This is a genomic window from Armatimonadota bacterium (assembly GCA_031459855.1).
Lineage (GTDB): Bacteria > Sysuimicrobiota > Sysuimicrobiia > Sysuimicrobiales > Humicultoraceae > Fervidifonticultor > Fervidifonticultor primus.
This window is the reverse complement of sequence record JAVKHP010000001.1, coordinates 1,301,137-1,316,173: the sequence shown is the minus strand read 5'-3', so window position 1 is coordinate 1,316,173 and position 15,037 is coordinate 1,301,137. Positions and strand designations below refer to the sequence as shown.

Annotated in this window: 17 protein-coding genes; 8 read left to right on the top strand and 9 right to left on the bottom strand. The window is 73.7% G+C overall.

What is annotated here, in order from left to right; all coding sequences use genetic code 11:
* Positions 1-7: 7 nt before the first annotated feature.
* From QN157_06055 to QN157_06035, 5 genes are all read left to right on the top strand, one after another.
* Complete coding sequence (locus tag QN157_06055; GenBank protein ID MDR7555156.1) at positions 8-679, top strand: corrinoid protein; 672 nt, start codon at positions 8-10, stop codon at positions 677-679.
* 145 nt (positions 680-824) lie between these two features.
* Positions 825-1,103: a virulence factor gene (locus tag QN157_06050; protein ID MDR7555155.1), complete on the top strand. Its 279-nt coding sequence runs from the start codon at positions 825-827 to the stop codon at positions 1,101-1,103.
* Positions 1,104-1,185: 82 nt separating this feature from the next.
* Positions 1,186-2,130, top strand: a complete 945-nt coding sequence (locus QN157_06045; GenBank protein ID MDR7555154.1) for a choline/ethanolamine kinase family protein — start codon at positions 1,186-1,188, stop codon at positions 2,128-2,130.
* Entirely contained in the window at positions 2,123-3,430 is a 1,308-nt protein-coding gene (locus QN157_06040; GenBank protein ID MDR7555153.1) for an MFS transporter, read from the top strand. The genes QN157_06045 and QN157_06040 overlap by 8 nt, the downstream gene beginning before the upstream one ends.
* Positions 3,431-3,652: 222 nt before the next feature.
* The gene (locus QN157_06035; protein MDR7555152.1) at positions 3,653-4,558 is read left to right on the top strand and encodes a CehA/McbA family metallohydrolase; all 906 of its coding nucleotides are present in this window, start codon (positions 3,653-3,655) and stop codon (positions 4,556-4,558) included.
* A 144-nt stretch (positions 4,559-4,702) separates the two neighbouring features.
* Here the strand turns inward: QN157_06035 and QN157_06030 are convergent, their stop codons facing one another.
* Complete coding sequence (locus QN157_06030) at positions 4,703-5,569, bottom strand: type 1 glutamine amidotransferase (GenBank protein ID MDR7555151.1); 867 nt, start codon at positions 5,567-5,569, stop codon at positions 4,703-4,705.
* Positions 5,570-5,799: 230 nt separating this feature from the next.
* On the opposite strand from QN157_06030, the gene QN157_06025 reads away from it, so the two are divergent.
* Positions 5,800-7,278, top strand: coding sequence for an aldehyde dehydrogenase family protein (locus QN157_06025; GenBank protein ID MDR7555150.1), 1,479 nt, complete (start codon positions 5,800-5,802; stop codon positions 7,276-7,278).
* A 255-nt stretch (positions 7,279-7,533) separates the two neighbouring features.
* On the opposite strand, the gene QN157_06020 is transcribed toward QN157_06025, so the two are convergent.
* Positions 7,534-8,235, bottom strand: a complete 702-nt coding sequence (locus QN157_06020; protein MDR7555149.1) for a hypothetical protein — start codon at positions 8,233-8,235, stop codon at positions 7,534-7,536.
* A gap of 234 nt (positions 8,236-8,469) precedes the next feature.
* On the opposite strand from QN157_06020, the gene QN157_06015 reads away from it, so the two are divergent.
* On the top strand, positions 8,470-8,955 hold the full coding sequence (locus QN157_06015; protein ID MDR7555148.1) for an isoprenylcysteine carboxylmethyltransferase family protein: 486 nt from the start codon (positions 8,470-8,472) through the stop codon (positions 8,953-8,955).
* Positions 8,943-9,521: a hypothetical protein gene (locus QN157_06010; GenBank protein ID MDR7555147.1), complete on the top strand. Its 579-nt coding sequence runs from the start codon at positions 8,943-8,945 to the stop codon at positions 9,519-9,521. Before QN157_06015 ends, QN157_06010 begins: the two co-directional genes overlap by 13 nt.
* Positions 9,522-9,568: 47 nt before the next feature.
* Here the strand turns inward: QN157_06010 and QN157_06005 are convergent, their stop codons facing one another.
* From QN157_06005 to folE, 7 genes are all read right to left on the bottom strand, one after another.
* Positions 9,569-10,225, bottom strand: coding sequence for a hypothetical protein (locus tag QN157_06005; GenBank protein MDR7555146.1), 657 nt, complete (start codon positions 10,223-10,225; stop codon positions 9,569-9,571).
* 71 nt (positions 10,226-10,296) lie between these two features.
* A complete protein-coding gene (gene pdxA, locus QN157_06000; protein ID MDR7555145.1) occupies positions 10,297-11,283 on the bottom strand; it encodes a 4-hydroxythreonine-4-phosphate dehydrogenase PdxA in 987 nt (328 codons plus the stop codon).
* On the bottom strand, positions 11,271-12,554 hold the full coding sequence (locus QN157_05995; protein ID MDR7555144.1) for a four-carbon acid sugar kinase family protein: 1,284 nt from the start codon (positions 12,552-12,554) through the stop codon (positions 11,271-11,273). Before QN157_05995 ends, pdxA begins: the two co-directional genes overlap by 13 nt.
* 30 nt (positions 12,555-12,584) lie before the next feature.
* On the bottom strand, positions 12,585-13,121 hold the full coding sequence (gene folK / locus QN157_05990) for a 2-amino-4-hydroxy-6-hydroxymethyldihydropteridine diphosphokinase (GenBank protein MDR7555143.1): 537 nt from the start codon (positions 13,119-13,121) through the stop codon (positions 12,585-12,587).
* Positions 13,118-13,477 (bottom strand): dihydroneopterin aldolase, encoded by a 360-nt coding sequence (gene folB / locus QN157_05985; protein ID MDR7555142.1) that lies wholly within the window; start codon positions 13,475-13,477, stop codon positions 13,118-13,120. Before folB ends, folK begins: the two co-directional genes overlap by 4 nt.
* Positions 13,478-13,498: 21 nt before the next feature.
* Positions 13,499-14,230 carry an SDR family oxidoreductase gene (locus QN157_05980; GenBank protein MDR7555141.1) on the bottom strand — a complete coding sequence of 244 codons (732 nt, stop codon included), beginning with the start codon at positions 14,228-14,230 and terminating at the stop codon, positions 13,499-13,501.
* Positions 14,231-14,265: 35 nt separating this feature from the next.
* Positions 14,266-14,904, bottom strand: a complete 639-nt coding sequence (gene folE / locus QN157_05975) for a GTP cyclohydrolase I FolE (GenBank protein ID MDR7555140.1) — start codon at positions 14,902-14,904, stop codon at positions 14,266-14,268.
* Positions 14,905-15,037: the final 133 nt, after the last annotated feature.

Below are 15,037 nucleotides of genomic sequence, written 5' to 3'. Positions count from 1 at the left end.
TCGATGGATGGACGCGACCGCCCTCCTGGAGGGCTTGAAGCAGGCCGTACTGGACTACGACGCCGAGCGCGGCGTGGCGCTGGTGCAGCAGGGCCTGGCCCAGGGCGTGCCCCCGCTGCGCCTGATCGACGAGGGCCTCTCGCCCGGCATCGCCATCATCGGCGAGAAGTTCCAGGCCATGGAGATCTTCCTGCCCGAGCTGATGATGGCCGCCAAGGTCTTCCTGGAGGCGATGAAGGTCCTGGAACCGGCGATCCTGGCCCAGGGCACCGCCCACCAGAAGCGCGGCGTGGCGGTGATCGGCACGGTGAAGGGCGACGTGCACTCCATCGGCAAGGACCTGTTCGGCACGCTGCTCAAGGTGGCCGGCTTCGAGGTGCACAACCTGGGCGTGAACGTGCACCCAGGCAAGTTCGTCGAGAAGGCGGAGGAGACTGGTGCGCACATCGTGGGGCTCTCGGCGTTGATGACCACCACGATGCCGTCGATGCGCGAGGTGATCGAGTTCTTCGAGGCCCGCGGCATCCGTGAGCGGCACACCATCCTGGTGGGCGGCGGGCCGGTGACCGAGGCGTTCGCGCGCAAGATCGCCGCCGACGGCTACGGCGAGACCGCCCAGGACGGCGTCAACCTGGCGATCCGGTTCACCGAGCAGATGCGCGCTGCTGGCCGGGGGTAGCCGCGGCCTGCCAGGCTGCGGCGACATCGCCGCTGCGATAGCGCGCAGGGCACGGCATCACGGGCGCGGGTCAATGCGCCGGAGGACCGCCGCGCGGCGGCGCCCACAGCGGGCGGGGGTACGGGACCACGGAGCGCAAGACACCATGGCGCGCTACCGCATCACCTACTGGCAGACGATCCCGGCGCAGGTCGAGGCGTTCGACGCGACGGGCCGGGTGCGGCGTCCCCTGGATGCCCGATTCCAGGCGCTCATCGACGCGGTCGCGATGCGCCAGGGGATGACCGGGACCGACGCGTACCTGCAGGGCTGGCGGGTCGGGCCTGAACTGGAGCGGGACGGGACGCCCGAGGCCGTCGCCGCCGCGGTGGCTGCGGAGCTGGAAGCGCAGTTCGACGCGTACCGAGCGGCAGCACGGGAATGAGCGCGCGGGGGACGTACCGGACGGATGCGCCGGGGCGGTGCGATCGGGCGCTGACCGCGGGATCCCGGTACCGGAAGGACCGATGGGCGTGTCGGACGCGCACGACCTGACCGACGACGTCGTGCGCACGCTGGAGGGCATCCCCGCCTGGCGAACCGCCGCCGCGGTGCGCATCACGCCGCTGCCTGGCGGCCTCACCAACCGCACCTTCCGGGTGGACGCCGACAGCCAGACGTTCGTGGCACGGCTGGCCATCTCGGGCGCCGAGGCCCTGGGGATCGACCGCCGGCGGGAACGCGCCTGCGCGCTGGCAGCGAGCCGCGCCGGGGTGGCGCCAGCGGTTGTGCACGTCCGGCCCGAGGCCGGACTGATGGTCACCCGGTACGTGCCGGGCCGCACGCTGGCCCCCGGCGAGCCCGCATCCCCAGACGTCGTGCAGCGCGTCGTCGCGGCCATCCGCCGCTACCACGCGCTGCGTCCGCCTGCGGGTGCGCGGTTCTCGCCCACCGGGACGATCGCGGCGTACCTGCGCGTCGCCCGGGCAGGCGGTATCCCGCTCCCTGCCGACCTGCCGGTGCTGACCTCGCATCTGGCAAAGATCGCCAACGCCCTCGAGCCCGCCCCGCGCCTGGCCCCCTGCCACAACGACCTCTGGGGCGCCAACCTCGTCGACGACGGCGAGCGTGTCTGGATCGTCGACTGGGAGTACGCGGGCACCGGCGACCCGTACTTCGACCTGGCCACTTTCGCCATCTACCACGCGCCCGACGACGCCGCCGATGCGGCACTGCTCCAGGCCTACTTCGGCGAGGCGACGCCGGGTGGTGTCGCACGCCTGCAGCTCATGCGCCTGGTCGCCCAGATGCGCGACGCTGCGTGGTACCTGGCGGCGCAGACGCTGCCGCAGGCGCCGCCTGGGGGCAGGCCCGACTTCATGGCTGCGGCCGAGGCGCACTTGGCGCGCTACCGGGAGGGACTGCGTGACCCCCGGCTGCCCCAGTGGCTGCTGCAGGCCCGCCATGGGTGAACCACGAGACCGCACCAGCGTCGGCGCCGGGGACCGAGCGTGGGTACCCGGTTTCGTGGCCCTGTGCGCGGGTCAGTTCCTCGGCCACCAGACCGGCCTGGTGTTCTCGGCGCTGATCCCGGTGTTGAGCGTCGAGTGGCGCCTGTCGGCCGCGCAGGCCGGCCTGATCCTGGGTGGCTTCCAGCTGGGCACGCTGGCCGCGTACGTGGCGATCGGCTTCCTGCTCGACCGCGTCCAGAGCAAGCCCGTCATGGCCATGGCCGCCGCCCTGGTCGGACTCGGCGACCTGGTCTTCGCCGCCGCGGCGCACGACGTCTCCACGGGGTTGGCGCTGCGGGTGCTGGTGGGCGTCGTGATGGGTGGCCTCTACCTGCCCGCCCTCAAGCAGATCGCCGACACGGTGCCCGGGGCCGCGCGGGGTACGGCCACCGGCATCTTCATCGCGGTCATCGTGGCGGCCTACGCGCTGCCGCTCGTCTACGCCGGCGTGCTGGTGCCGCGGATCGGCTGGCGGGCGACGATGGCGGCCGTGGGCGCGCTGGAGCTGCTGGGCGCGCTGGTCATGGCGGGCGGGGTGCCAACTGTGCCGCTGTCGGCACCCCCGGGCCCGGCGGCGTTGTCGCGCTACGCCCGCGACGTGCTGGGCAACGCGGCGGCCCGCCGGGTGATCCTGGCGTACACGGGCCACAACTGGGAGCTGTTCGGCCTGTGGACGTGGCTGGCGCCGTTCATGGTCGCCGCGCTCGAGCTCCGGGACCAGGGCGACCGCGCCGTGCTGGCCTGGGGTGGGGTGCTGGCGGCTGCGGCGATCGGCGCCGGCGGCGCGGTGGGCGCGGTCGGCGGCGGGCGTCTGGCCGACAGGCTGGGCCGTGTGCGAGCGGCCAGGGGCATGCTTGCCATCAGCCTGATCTGCTCGCTGGGCTTCGGATGGCTGGTGGCGGCGCCGGTGGCGGTGATCGCCGCCGCCGCGTTGCTGTACGGTACGGTCAGCCTGGCCGACTCGCCGGCGTACTCCGCGGCGCTCATGGAGGTCGTGCCCGCGCGGTCGCTGGGCGGCGCGTTCGCGGTGCAGATGCTGCTGGGGTGGGCGGCCACGGCGGCGTCCCCGGCCGCGGTCGGCGTGGTGCTGGAGGCCGGCGCCCGCCTGAGCCTGACGACGGCGACGCGGTGGGGGCTGGCGTTCGGGCTGCTGGCGCTGGGCCCGCTGGTGGGCCTGGTGGCCCTGGCACCGACGCGCCTGCGGGCGGCCACCGTCCCGCCCGCTGCGGCACCTGCAGGAGACCCCGGGTCGGATGTCTGAACCGCTGCGTGAATGGCCTCGTCGGCGGAGGCGGCACTCGTCCATCCGGTCACGCCGGGCCAGGCGCGGGCCCCTGCAGATGGCCCACTCGTCCGTTCGTGCTCGACCTCTGGAACGGCGGGGCCTGCTGGCGTCCGCCGTCCAATGATTCGAAGAATTGGAGGAGGGAAGCCGCACGCTGATGTACGGGCGTGTTCCCACGCATCAGCGTGTAGCGAGACCATGACCGACGGCCGTTGGTGGAAGGGCAACACCCACACGCACACCGACCGTTCCGACGGCGACGCGCCGCTGGAGGAGGTCGCTGCCTGGTACGAAGCCCACGGCTGGGACTTCGTGGTCGTCACCGACCACGATCGTGTCACCGACGTCGAGGGCTGGAACGCCAGGCGGCACCGGCTGCTGCTCGTCCCAGGGTGCGAGGTGAGCCTGAGCAGCCAGGGGCGGCCGGTGCACGTCAACGCCCTGAGCTGTACGCGCCTGCCGCGCGCCGCAGCTGGCCCCACGGTGGCGGCCACGTTGCAGGCGGCGGTGGACGCGGTGCGGGAAGCCGGCGGCATGCCGCAGGTCAACCATCCGAACTACCGCTGGGCGCTCGACGAGGCGGCGCTCCGTGCCACCCAGGGCTGGGCACTGCTGGAGATCTACAACGCCAGCAGCGACTGCAACAACTGCGGGGGCGGCGGCCGTCCCAGCGTCGAGGCCCTCTGGGATCGACTCCTGGCGGCCGGACGGCGCGTCTTCGGCGTCGCGGCCGACGACGCGCACCACTGGCGGCGGGAGTGGTGGGGCCACTGCTCCCCACCCGGCCGGGCGTGGATCGTGGTCCGCGCGCCGGCCTGCACGCCGGCGGCCCTGCTGGCCGCCATGGCCCAGGGGCAGTTCTACGCCTCCACCGAGGTCACGCTGGACGTGGTCACGCGCGACGGCGACCTGCTGGTCGTGGAGATCGCACCCGAGCGCGACTTCGCGTACACCACCCGCTTCATCGGCCGCGGCGGCGCGACGCTCGCCGTCGTCCACGGCCTCCAGGCGCGGTACCGTCCGACAGGCGACGAGGGGTACGTGCGCGCGCGGGTGTCCTCCTCGAACGGCGGGCTGGCCTGGACGCAGCCGTGGTTTCTATGACGCCGCAGCTGCCTGCCCGTCGGCCCTGGCCGTTCTCCGTCTCTCCGGTCGCCGTGATCCTGCGCCCGGCCCGTCGCCGACGCCGTTGGCCGGGCACGGTCCTCGACCCCCACGGAGCGCAGGAGCCGGCGTGTCGCGTCGCCGCTAGACCCGCTCCAGCCGCCGACCGACCGAGGGGAGCACCAGCGCGTGCACCCAGTTGCGCAGTTCGGTCAGGCGAATGCGCTCGTCGAGCAGGTCGTCGTCGATCGCCAGGTCCCAGCGCAGGTCCTTGCGCGACGGATCGCGGGCCAGGGCCTCCATGCGGGCGACGCGGTGGTCCAGCGCGGCGCGGTCGGCGAAGAAGCCTTCCTTGATCAGGGCCTCGCCGCGGGCCACGAGCAGCCGGGTCATCTGCGTCAGGTCGTACTCGGGGTGGTACTGGGTGGCCCAGAAGACGCCACGGCCCCACCGGACCTCCAGCGCCTGCACCCGCGTGTGCGCGTTGGTGGCCAGCAGCGTGCCGCCCTCGGGGATGCGGGTGACCTCGTCCAGGTGCGAGATGAACCCGTCGAAGACCTCGGGCTTCCCCTGGTACATGGGGTGGGCGCGGCCTTCGGGCGTCAGGTGGATCTTGCGGGCGATGGCCATCTCGCGGCCGCGCGGGTTCTTGCGCACCTCGCCGCCCGCCGCCACCGCCGCCAGCTGCACGCCCCAGCAGCTGCCCCACTGGGGTCGCCCCACCTCGAAGATGCGTCGACAGAACGCGATCTGGCGCTGCACGCGGGGGTCGTCCTCGTAGATCGTCAGGTTCGACCCGGTCCACAGGAAGGCGTCGTAGCCCACGATCCAGTCGTCGTCGGGCACGGGGACGTCCAGGTCGGCCAGGTAGAGCACGTCGAGTCGGGCCTCCGGCGCCAGCGTGCGGAACGCCCACACGTACATCTCGTCGGCGCTGCAGTGCCCGGCCTGGCGCAGCACCTCACGGTTGGGCGCGGGATACCCGTTGATCACGCACAGGCGTAGCGACATCGATCCCTCCTCCATGCCATCGGACGGTTCGGGGACCCGCCCGGACGGCGCAACCGGTCCATGGCCGCATTGTACCGCGTGGCGCCGGCGCTGGCGCGGGGGCCTGGGACGGACCGGAGCCCGGGAGGGATTCCGCCGTCGGTGAGGCGCGCCGGGGCCTCTGGTCCCACCGCGCAGGGTGTGGCAGACCGGACAGGGAACTGTCCCCCAAGACCCCGGGAGGCATGCACATGGACGCATCGCAGAGCACACGACAGAGCATCCAGCGCCTGGCCATGTCCATGGTCATCGGCGGCGAGACCGTGCCCGCGCTGGACGGCCAGACGTTCGAGGTCGTCGATCCCGCCACCGGGACCGTCGTGGCCGAGGTGCCCCAGGGCGGGCCCCAGGACGTGGACCGGGCCGCGCAGGTGGCCTGGCAGGCGTTCGAGGACGGCCGCTGGGCGGACCGCAGCGCCACCGACCGGGGCCGTGTGCTGCTGCGGCTGGCGGACGCGATCCGCCGCCACGCCGAAGAGCTCGCGGTGCTGGAGGTGCGGCAGGGCGGCAAGACGCTGGCCGACGCGCGCAGCGAGATCGAGGCGGCGGCAGGCTGCTTCGAGTACTACGCCGGTGCCGCCAACAAGTACTTCGGCGAGACGATCCCTGTGGCCGACCGCGGCCTGGACTTCACGCTGCGCCAGCCCATCGGCGTGGTGGGGCTGATCGTGCCCTGGAACTTCCCGTTCCTCATCGCCTCGTGGAAGGTGGCGCCCGCGCTGGCCACCGGCAACACGGTCATCCTCAAACCGGCCTCGTACACGCCGCTCACCGCGCTGCGCCTCGGCCTGCTGGCGCTGGAGGCCGGCGTGCCACCCGGCGTGCTGAACGTGGTCACGGGCCCCGGCGCGACCACCGGGGCGGCCATCGTCACGCACCCGCTGGTGGGCAAGGTCGCCTTCACGGGCGAGACCACCACCGGCATCCAGATCATGAAGCTGGCCGCGGACACGATGACCCGCGTCTCGCTGGAACTGGGCGGGAAGTCGCCCAACGTGATCTTCGCCGACGCCGACCTGGAGCGCGCGGCTGCCAGCGGCGCGCTGGCGGTCTACGGCAACGCGGGGCAGGACTGCTGCGCCCGCAGCCGCGTCTTCGTGCAACGGAGCGTCTACGACCGGTTCACCGCCCTGTTCGTGGATGCCGCGCGCCGTCTGCGCGTGGGCGACCCGCTGGACCCGTCCACCGAGATGGGCCCGCTGGTCTCGCAGGCCCAACGGGCCCACGTGCTCCGCTACATCGAGCTGGGACGCCGCGAGGGCGTCACGGTCGCCTACGGTGGCACCCCGCCCGACGACCCGCGCCTGGCGGCCGGCGCCTTCCTCCTGCCGACGGTGCTGGCCGACGCGCGCAACGAGATGCGCGTCGGCCGCGAGGAGATCTTCGGGCCGGTGGCCTGCCTGATCCCCTTTGACGACGAGGCCGACGTGATCCGCATGGTGAACGACTCGCCCTACGGCCTGTCGGGGTCGGTGTGGACGCGCGACCTCGGCCGCGCCCTGCGGATGGCCAAGGCGATCCGCAGCGGCGTGCTCAGCATCAACAGCAACCACAGCGTGCACCAGGAAGCGCCGTTCGGCGGGTTCAAGATGAGCGGGTTCGGCCGCGAGCTGGGCATGCACGCCCTGGACCTGTACACGGAAGTGAAGAACGTCTTCATCGCGGTGTAGCGTCCACCCTACGCCCCCGGGCCGCTTCGGGGCCCCGCGCAACCGGCCGGCCGCAGCACCAGCGTGAGGCCATCACGTGGCGTGCGGCGTACGCGTGGTGGTACGACCGCGCGCAACCCGGTCGGACTGCAGCACCGCGTGGGCCATCACGTGGCTTCAGGCGTGCACGGGTGGTACGACCGCGCAACCCGGTCGGGCTGCAGCAGCTGCATGGCGCGGTGATCCTCGCGGATACCGTGCCGGCGCGCGGCCCGTTCAGCACGCGTACTCCCGGCGGACGAACCAGGGCACGGTCGTGATGCTGACCAGGCGCTCGCGCCCGTCCAGCAGGTCGGCCAGAGCGGGCAGGTCCGCGATCAGGGAGAACTCCGCGACGCGGTCCACCCCCGCTGGCGCGCTGCGCACCACGTCCAGCAGCGCCTCGTTCTCGTACCGGCGGGCGACGGTGGGCGCCGCCGCCGACCGCAGCACGGTGGGCCAGGCAGCGTGCTCGGGCAGGCCGCGCCGGTAGCGGAGCGCCAGGCGCACGCGCCCGCCGTCGCGGGGCGCCACCTCGTAGTGTTCCTCGCCCGTGGCGCCGGCCCCATCGCCCTCCGCCACCTGCGCATGTCGGACGACCGCCGGCTGCGCGAGCCCCAGCGGGCCGGGGACGCCATGAGGGTGCGCGGTCCACATCGCGAGCAGGAACGTCGCGCGCTCGCCGGCCGGGTGCGCGGCCGGCGCCAGGATCGCCAGGTGACGGGTCTGCGCGGCCGGTGCCGGCTGGCCAGTGGCGTCCAGACGCAGCAGGACCTCCGAGAACACCGCGACCACCGTGGCGCCGGCGTGGGGTCCGCCGGCTGGAGGCGCCGGACGCCACGGGGCGGGCAGCCGCCGCCCGACGGCGGCCTCGGACACCGCGAATCGCACCTGGACTTTCGTATCGAAGGTGACGTTCAGCGGCCGCGGGGACGACATCCCGTTCAACGCGCCGGCGCACCGGGCGGCGCCTGGCCGGCGCCGAGGATCGCGTCGGCCTCGATCTCGACCAGCATCCGTGCCATACGACCCTCCCCGGGGCGCAGGCTGTCATGCGTCTGCTCCCACGCCCCGGGATGCAGTTCGCGTCTGCGGCCAGCGATCCCGCTGCGCCCGTGGTGGGGAATGCGCGCACGTTGCAGCGAATCACCATGGCCAGGGGGAAAGACGGTCGTGGACGTCCGCACGCGCCAGCCGTGGTGGAAGGGTCCGCGCGGCGAGTGGTGGGTCGCCGGCCAGACGGCGCTCATCCTGGCGCTGGCGCTCACCCCACCCGGCTGGACATGGGGTGGCGCACCCCGCCGCGTCCTCGCCGTGATCGGCGCCGCGCTCGTCGTCGTCGGACTGGCGTACGCTGCTGCGGCGATCCGCGCGCTGGGCCCCAGCCTCAGCCCCTTGCCCCGTCCACGGCATCGCGCCGTGCTGGTGCAGACCGGGGTCTATGCGCGCGTGCGGCATCCCGTCTACGGCGGCCTCATCGTGGCCGCGGTGGGCTGGGCGTTGTGGCGCGCCAGCGGCGTCCATCTGGCCCTGGCCGGCGCGCTGGCGCTCTACCTCGACGCCAAGGCGCGCATCGAGGAGCGGTGGCTCCTCGAGCGCTTCCCCGACTACGCCGGCTACCGTGCGCGCACCAGGCGGCTGCTGCCATGGCTGATCTGACGCCGCGCCGCGATGCGCTGCCGCGCATGACCTGGGAGGAGCTGCCAGACGCGCTGCGGCGGCGCTGGGAGCCGCTGCGGCCGCTGGTGGAGGCCTGCCTGGCACGGGGCATGACCGTGAGCGTCCAGCCCGGTGACGAGGTGCGCGTCGACGACGCCAACCCCGCCATCTGGTCCGGCCCCGCGTTCTACTATCCGCCCCGGCGGGTCCTGGCCATGACCGAGGCGATCGCGACCGGCCGCCACGCCGGCTACGCCACGTACCGCGGTGACCTGCACGAACTGGGCCACGCGGTCTGGTACCTGTTGCTCACGCCACAGGAACGCTGGCAGGGCTACTTCCCCCTGTGGGACGCCGCCCGAGCCGCGGGCCGGCTGCTCGACGCGTACAGTGCGGAACGCCCCGAGGAAGGCTGGGCGCAGGACTTCGAGGCCTGGTGGACCGCTTCGGGCGGCGCCGTGCCAGCTGACCACGCGCGCGACGACCTGCTGCGCACCGACCCCGAGCGCGCCGCGTTCGTGGCGGGCGTGATGCGTCGGCTGGGGGCCGAGGGGGCGCCGGTGTAGCGCCGGACTCCCGTGCCGGCCGAGGCGACAACGATCGCCGGCGCAGGTTACCGCCGCGCGTCCAGCACGAAGTCGAAGGTCGCTACCTTGCCGCCGGACGCATCGCGGACCCGCATCACCAGCCTGCGGTCGAACAGGAAGTCCGTCTGGTTGCGGGGTTCGTCGGGGAAATAGAGCTGGGTCGTCAGCACGGGCCCGTCGGGGGCTGCCACCCGGACGTGGATGTGGCGGGTGCGTCCGGCGTACGCCCCGGGGACGATGGTCTCCAGTCGATACCGCCCCGCCTCGTCGGCGATCTGATGGCCGCGCAACCGGAAGCCTGCGTTGTCGTACCGACCGCTGTCGTCGGCCTGCCAGAAGTCCAGCAGCGCCCCTGCCACCGGCCGGCACGCCGTGGTCACCACGCGGCCGGAGAGGACCAACCTGGTCCCGGTGACGCCCGGCTCGAGGAGCGAACTTCGACGCGGTGAGCTGGGCTTGTAGAAGGGTCCCGCGGTCTGCGGTGGGGTGACGTCGTCGGCGTCCGGGCAGGGCGGTGTGGGCTGCAACGCCACGGGCTGTGCCAGCGCCCCCAACCGCCCGCCGGTCACCTGCCAGATGGCGCCGGCGAGCGCACCCAGGACCGGGGCCACCGCCGACCTCTGCAGGAACGCACGGCGGGTCGGCCGCGCGGCAACCCCCGAACGCAGTCTGAGGTCGTCCACCTGCGATCACCTCCACCCTGGCCTCTTGCCACCACGGGCGCCGCCCGGATGCGACGCGTGTCGCCCCGCACCTATCGGGTCCCAACCCCAACGCGCGCCAGCCGTGCCGCCGCCACGATCGCCGCAGCCATGCTGTCCTCGCGCGCGAGGCCCTTGCCCGCGATGTCGAATGCCGTCCCGTGGTCGACCGACGTCCGGATGAAGGGCAGCCCGAGCGTCACGCTCACCGTCCCGTGGAAATCGAGGGTCTTGGCGGCGATGTGCCCCTGGTCGTGGTAGAGGGCCAGCACCGCGTCGTACCGTCCCTCCAGCGCCTGAGCGAACACCGCATCAGCCGGCACGGGCCCGACGACGTCCAGCCCGCGCCGTCGCGCCTCGGCGATGGCGGGCGCGAGGTGGTCGCGCTCCTCGGTGCCCAGCCGCCCGCCTTCGCCGGCGTGGGGGTTCAGGCCGGCGACCGCGATGCGTGGCCGCGGGAGCCCCAGGCGCGCCAGTGTCTCCTGCATGCGCGCCAGCGTCTGAAGCGTGCGCTCGGCCGTGATCTGCGCGATGGCGTCGCGCAGCGCCAGGTGGCGGGTGAGGAAGAAGATGCGCAGCCCCCGCACCTGGAACATCGTCAGGCTGTAGGGACTGCCGGTGAGGGCTTCCAGCATCTCGGTGTGCCCGGGATACGGGTAGCCCGCGGCCCAGAGCGCCTCTTTGTGCAGCGGCGCCGTGGCGACGGCCACGATGCGGCCCTCGCGCGCCAGGTGCACCGCCGCCTCCACGTAGGCCGCGGCGGCCTGCCCCGCGATGGCCTGCACGGCACCCATCCGCACCCCATCGAGGGCCGGCACCGCCACGTCGTGGACGACGATGCGGTCAGGCCCGGGGTCGCCGTCCGTCGTGACCCGCGCGTCCAGCCCGAGGGCGGCGACCGTGCGCGCGAGGTACGCGGCGTTCCCGATCACCAGCGGGCGGGCGTGGCCGAGGACGTCGGGACGTACGACGGCCTTGGCCACGATCTCCGGCCCGATGCCGGCCGGATCACCCATCGTCACGCCGATCACGGGCTCCATGCGGGTACCCACCCTTCCCGTAGGGCGCGCCACGCGCGCACCAGCCCATCGTCGTCGCCGACCATGCCGCCCTTGGTCACGATTGGCGTTCCCTCATGGCGACCATACAGCAGACGGCCGGCGGCGCACAACGGGAACACCTCGCCCAGGATCTCGATGGCCCTGGCACCGAGGGCACGGCAGGTGGCGAGCGCCACGTCTCCCCCGGTGACGACCAGCCCCACGCCCGGCGGCCCGGCCTCCAGGACACGCCCGGCGATGGCCCCCAGCGCGCGGGCGACGACGCGCGCGCTGGGGCTGGCCATGGCCTCGGGCCGCGCGCGGCCTGCGTCGGCGCCGCCGCTCCCGTCGGCAGGCGCGGGGCGGACGATGGCCACGCCGGCGCGCGCCAGCCATGCGCGCGCACGATCGGCGACGTCGCTGCAGTGGGCCCCATCGCCGGCGCGCGCCGGATCGAGGTGCACGACGTCTGCGCCGGTCTCGCGCACCAGCGCCTGCACCTGACGCGTCACCAGCGGGGTGGGACTCCCCGCCAGCACGAGGACGCGCACCGCGGTGGGCTGCACCGCGCCATGGCCGACGGCGTGGGGGATGCGGCGCCGTGCCAGGGCCGCGGTGAACGGCCCCGGATCGACGGGGATCACGGACAGCCCGTCGCAGGCGCGGGCGATGCGCGCCAGGTCGGCATCCGTCTCGGCGTCGACGACGACGATGCGGCCGTGGTAGGCGGCCAGGACGTCGCGCACGGCGTCGGCACCGTGGCGGACCGTCTCCAGCGGCACGTGCGCCACCTCCATGCCGCTCTGGCGCGCCACCAGCGTCGGCACGTGCGCCGTGACGTCTTCCGCGGGACCACCGGCGTCCTCCACCCTGCCCAGCGGCGTCCCGCCGACGCGCACTACGCCGCCGACGGCCGTCCGGCCGGCCGCCGGCGCGGCGGGCACCACTACGGCGCGATCGGGCAGCACCTCCAGCAGGGCCCGCACCTCCTGCCCGATCCACCCGCGTAGCGTCGAGTCGATGCGCTTGCCGATCACCGCTGGCCGCAGCCGGCGCAGCGCGGTGGCCGCTGCGGCGGTGCGGGCCGCGGCCACCTCGGGGCTTTCGGCCCGCGAGTCGGTGCACACGACCAGGGCGTCCGGCGCGCCGCCCACCGTGCGCAGGCGGCCGGCCGTGTACTCCAGCGTCACCCGCACACGGCCCAGGGGCACCAGCAGCGCGCCGGTGGCGCACGCGCCCGTCAGGTCGTCGGCGATCACGGCGAGGTGCATGGCTGTCGGGACCTGCGGGGCCCGTGCGGGTCAGGCCTGCGCGCGCCCGGCAGCAGACTCCAGACGCACGTCCGCACGCCTGACGATGCGCGTCAGCGCCGCGAGCCGCCCTGCGAGCGCGGCCAGGCGCTCGCCGGTGACCGGGTGCCTCGCGTCGGGGAGCACCTCGGCCACGGGCACGGCCACGTGGGCGCGGGTGAGCAACTCCGGATGGGGCACCGGCCGTCCCTCCACCTCGCAGACCTCGTCGTCCCACAGGATCAGGTCCAGGTCGATCGTCCGCGGCGCCCACTTGTCGGCCGTCCGCCGCCGGCCCAGCTGCGCCTCGATGGGCGCCAGCACCTCCCGCCGGAACGCCGCGGGGTCGAGGTCGGTCTCGACCACGGCGGCCGCGTTGAAGAACGGCGGCTGGTCGGGCCGGCCCACGGGCTCCGTCTCGTACACCGACGAGAGGGCCCGCAGCCGCGCCCGGGCGGCGAGCAGCGCCACCGCCTGCGGCAGGGCGCGTTCTCTGTCGACGTTGGAGCCCAGCAGCACCACCGCGCGGTGCGTGCGCGCCGGCCTCATGGCGCCGACCGCTCCCGCACCACGGTCACGCCCACCGCGCGCGCGAAGCGCAGCGCGCCGGGCTTCTCCACCGTGACCTCGACGCGCGCCACCTGCGGCTCGGCCAGACACAGTCGGGCGACGGCGTCGGCGAGGGCTTCCACCAGATGGTACTGCGAGGCCTCGACGTGCTCGATGATCCGCTTGGCCACCGTGCGGTAGTTCACGGTGTCCGCAAGGTCGTCGCTGATCCCAGCGCGCCGGAGGTCGGCGTGCAGGACCACGGTGAGGACGACGTCCTGCTTGACCTCGCGTTCCCAGGCGTTGGTGCCGATGACGCACCGCAGCAGCAGGTCGCGAATCACGATGCGGTCCATGACACCCCCACGCTCCTGGGCTCAGACGAGATGTCGCCCCCCGTCGACCAGGAGCACCTCGCCGGTCACGTAGTCGTGCTCCAGGAGGAAGAGCAGGGCGCGGACGACGTCATCGGGCGTCCCCAGGCGACGGGCCGGGATCTGCGCCAGCAGCCGCTCCCGGTAGGTGGCCTCAGCACCGGCGGGCAGCAGGATGGCGCCCAGCGCCAGGCAGTTCACCTGGACGCGTGGGGCCAGGGCGACCGCCAGCGCCTGGGTGAGCGTCAGCAGCGCAGCCTTGGTCAGGGTGTAGGCCAGGTGCCCGGCGTCGGGCCGGAACACCCGCCAGTCGCTGACGTTCACGATCTTGCCGGTCGCCTCGGGCGCCAGGTGCGCCGCGAACGCCTGGCTCAGCAGGAACGGCGCCTTCAGGTTGATGGCGAAGTGCCGGTCCCAGGCCGCCGACGTCGTGTCGGTCACCCCGCCGGGCTCGAAGATCGCCGCGCTGTTCACCAGCACGTCCACGCGCCCGAAGCGCTCCACTGCCGTCGGGATCAGGCGGCTCACAGCAGCCTCGTCCGCGAGATCGGCCTGCACCGCCAGGGCCTCGCCACCGGCGGCGCGGATCGCCGCGGCCGTGGCGTCGGCCTCCGCGCCCGACGTCCCGTAGTGGACGACGACCCGCATGCCGCGGGCCCCCAGTGCCACGGCCATGGCGCGCCCCAGGCGGCGCCCGCCGCCGGTCACCACGGCCACGCGGCCGGCGAGGTCCACGGTGACCTACACGTGCTGCCGCCGCGGCCCACGGGTTACCCGCGGACGGTCCCGCCGCCGCGGTCGATGTGGTTGAAGAACTCGGCGCGGGTCTTCTCGTCCTCCCGGAAGGCGCCCAGCAGCGCGCTGGTCCGCATGCGGGCGTTGGCCTTGCGCACGCCGCGCATGGCCACGCAGAGGTGCACGGCGTCCACTACCACCGCCACGCCCTTGGGGGCGATGATCGCCTGCAGGAAGTCGGCGATCTGCTGCGTCATGCGCTCCTGCACCTGCAGGCGCCGCGCGAAGACGTCGACGATGCGGGGGATCTTCGAGAGGCCCACCACGCGCTTGTCCGGGAGGTAGGCCACGTGCGCCGTGCCGCTGAAGGGCAGCAGGTGGTGCTCGCACAGGCTGTAGAACTCGATGTCGGAGACGACGACCATCTCGTCGTACTCCACCTCGAACAGCGCACCGTTCAGGACGCTCATCGGATCCTGGGTGTAGCCCACCAGCAGCTCGTCGTACATGCGCGCCACCCGCGCCGGCGTCTGCGCCAGCCCCTCGCGGGCGGGGTCTTCGCCCACGGCCTCCAGGATGTGCCGGACCGCCTGGGCCACCACGCGCTTGCACCCGGCCGAGAGCACCGGGCCGTCGTCGAACGCCGTCGCGATCTCGTCGTCCACCACGTGCATGCCACGTCCCCCCTGCGTCTCCTCTGCGGGTCGGCCTGCGGCGCCGTCACGGGCCGGGGCACGACGCCCGTCGACTCTTTCCCAGACAACCGCCGGGTCCCTGCCGATGTTCCCCATGACCGGGCCCGCCCGC

Coding starts and splice junctions, on each gene's coding strand:
- QN157_06055 (MDR7555156.1), top strand. CDS start 8: ATGGACGCGACCGCCCTCCTGGAGGGCTTGAAGCAGGCCGTACTGGAC.
- QN157_06050 (MDR7555155.1), top strand. CDS start 825: ATGGCGCGCTACCGCATCACCTACTGGCAGACGATCCCGGCGCAGGTC.
- QN157_06045 (MDR7555154.1), top strand. CDS start 1,186: ATGGGCGTGTCGGACGCGCACGACCTGACCGACGACGTCGTGCGCACG.
- QN157_06040 (MDR7555153.1), top strand. CDS start 2,123: ATGGGTGAACCACGAGACCGCACCAGCGTCGGCGCCGGGGACCGAGCG.
- QN157_06035 (MDR7555152.1), top strand. CDS start 3,653: ATGACCGACGGCCGTTGGTGGAAGGGCAACACCCACACGCACACCGAC.
- QN157_06030 (MDR7555151.1), bottom strand. CDS start 5,569: ATGTCGCTACGCCTGTGCGTGATCAACGGGTATCCCGCGCCCAACCGT.
- QN157_06025 (MDR7555150.1), top strand. CDS start 5,800: ATGGACGCATCGCAGAGCACACGACAGAGCATCCAGCGCCTGGCCATG.
- QN157_06020 (MDR7555149.1), bottom strand. CDS start 8,235: ATGTCGTCCCCGCGGCCGCTGAACGTCACCTTCGATACGAAAGTCCAG.
- QN157_06010 (MDR7555147.1), top strand. CDS start 8,943: ATGGCTGATCTGACGCCGCGCCGCGATGCGCTGCCGCGCATGACCTGG.
- pdxA (MDR7555145.1), bottom strand. CDS start 11,283: ATGGAGCCCGTGATCGGCGTGACGATGGGTGATCCGGCCGGCATCGGG.
- QN157_05995 (MDR7555144.1), bottom strand. CDS start 12,554: ATGCACCTCGCCGTGATCGCCGACGACCTGACGGGCGCGTGCGCCACC.
- folK (MDR7555143.1), bottom strand. CDS start 13,121: ATGAGGCCGGCGCGCACGCACCGCGCGGTGGTGCTGCTGGGCTCCAAC.
- folB (MDR7555142.1), bottom strand. CDS start 13,477: ATGGACCGCATCGTGATTCGCGACCTGCTGCTGCGGTGCGTCATCGGC.
- folE (MDR7555140.1), bottom strand. CDS start 14,904: ATGCACGTGGTGGACGACGAGATCGCGACGGCGTTCGACGACGGCCCG.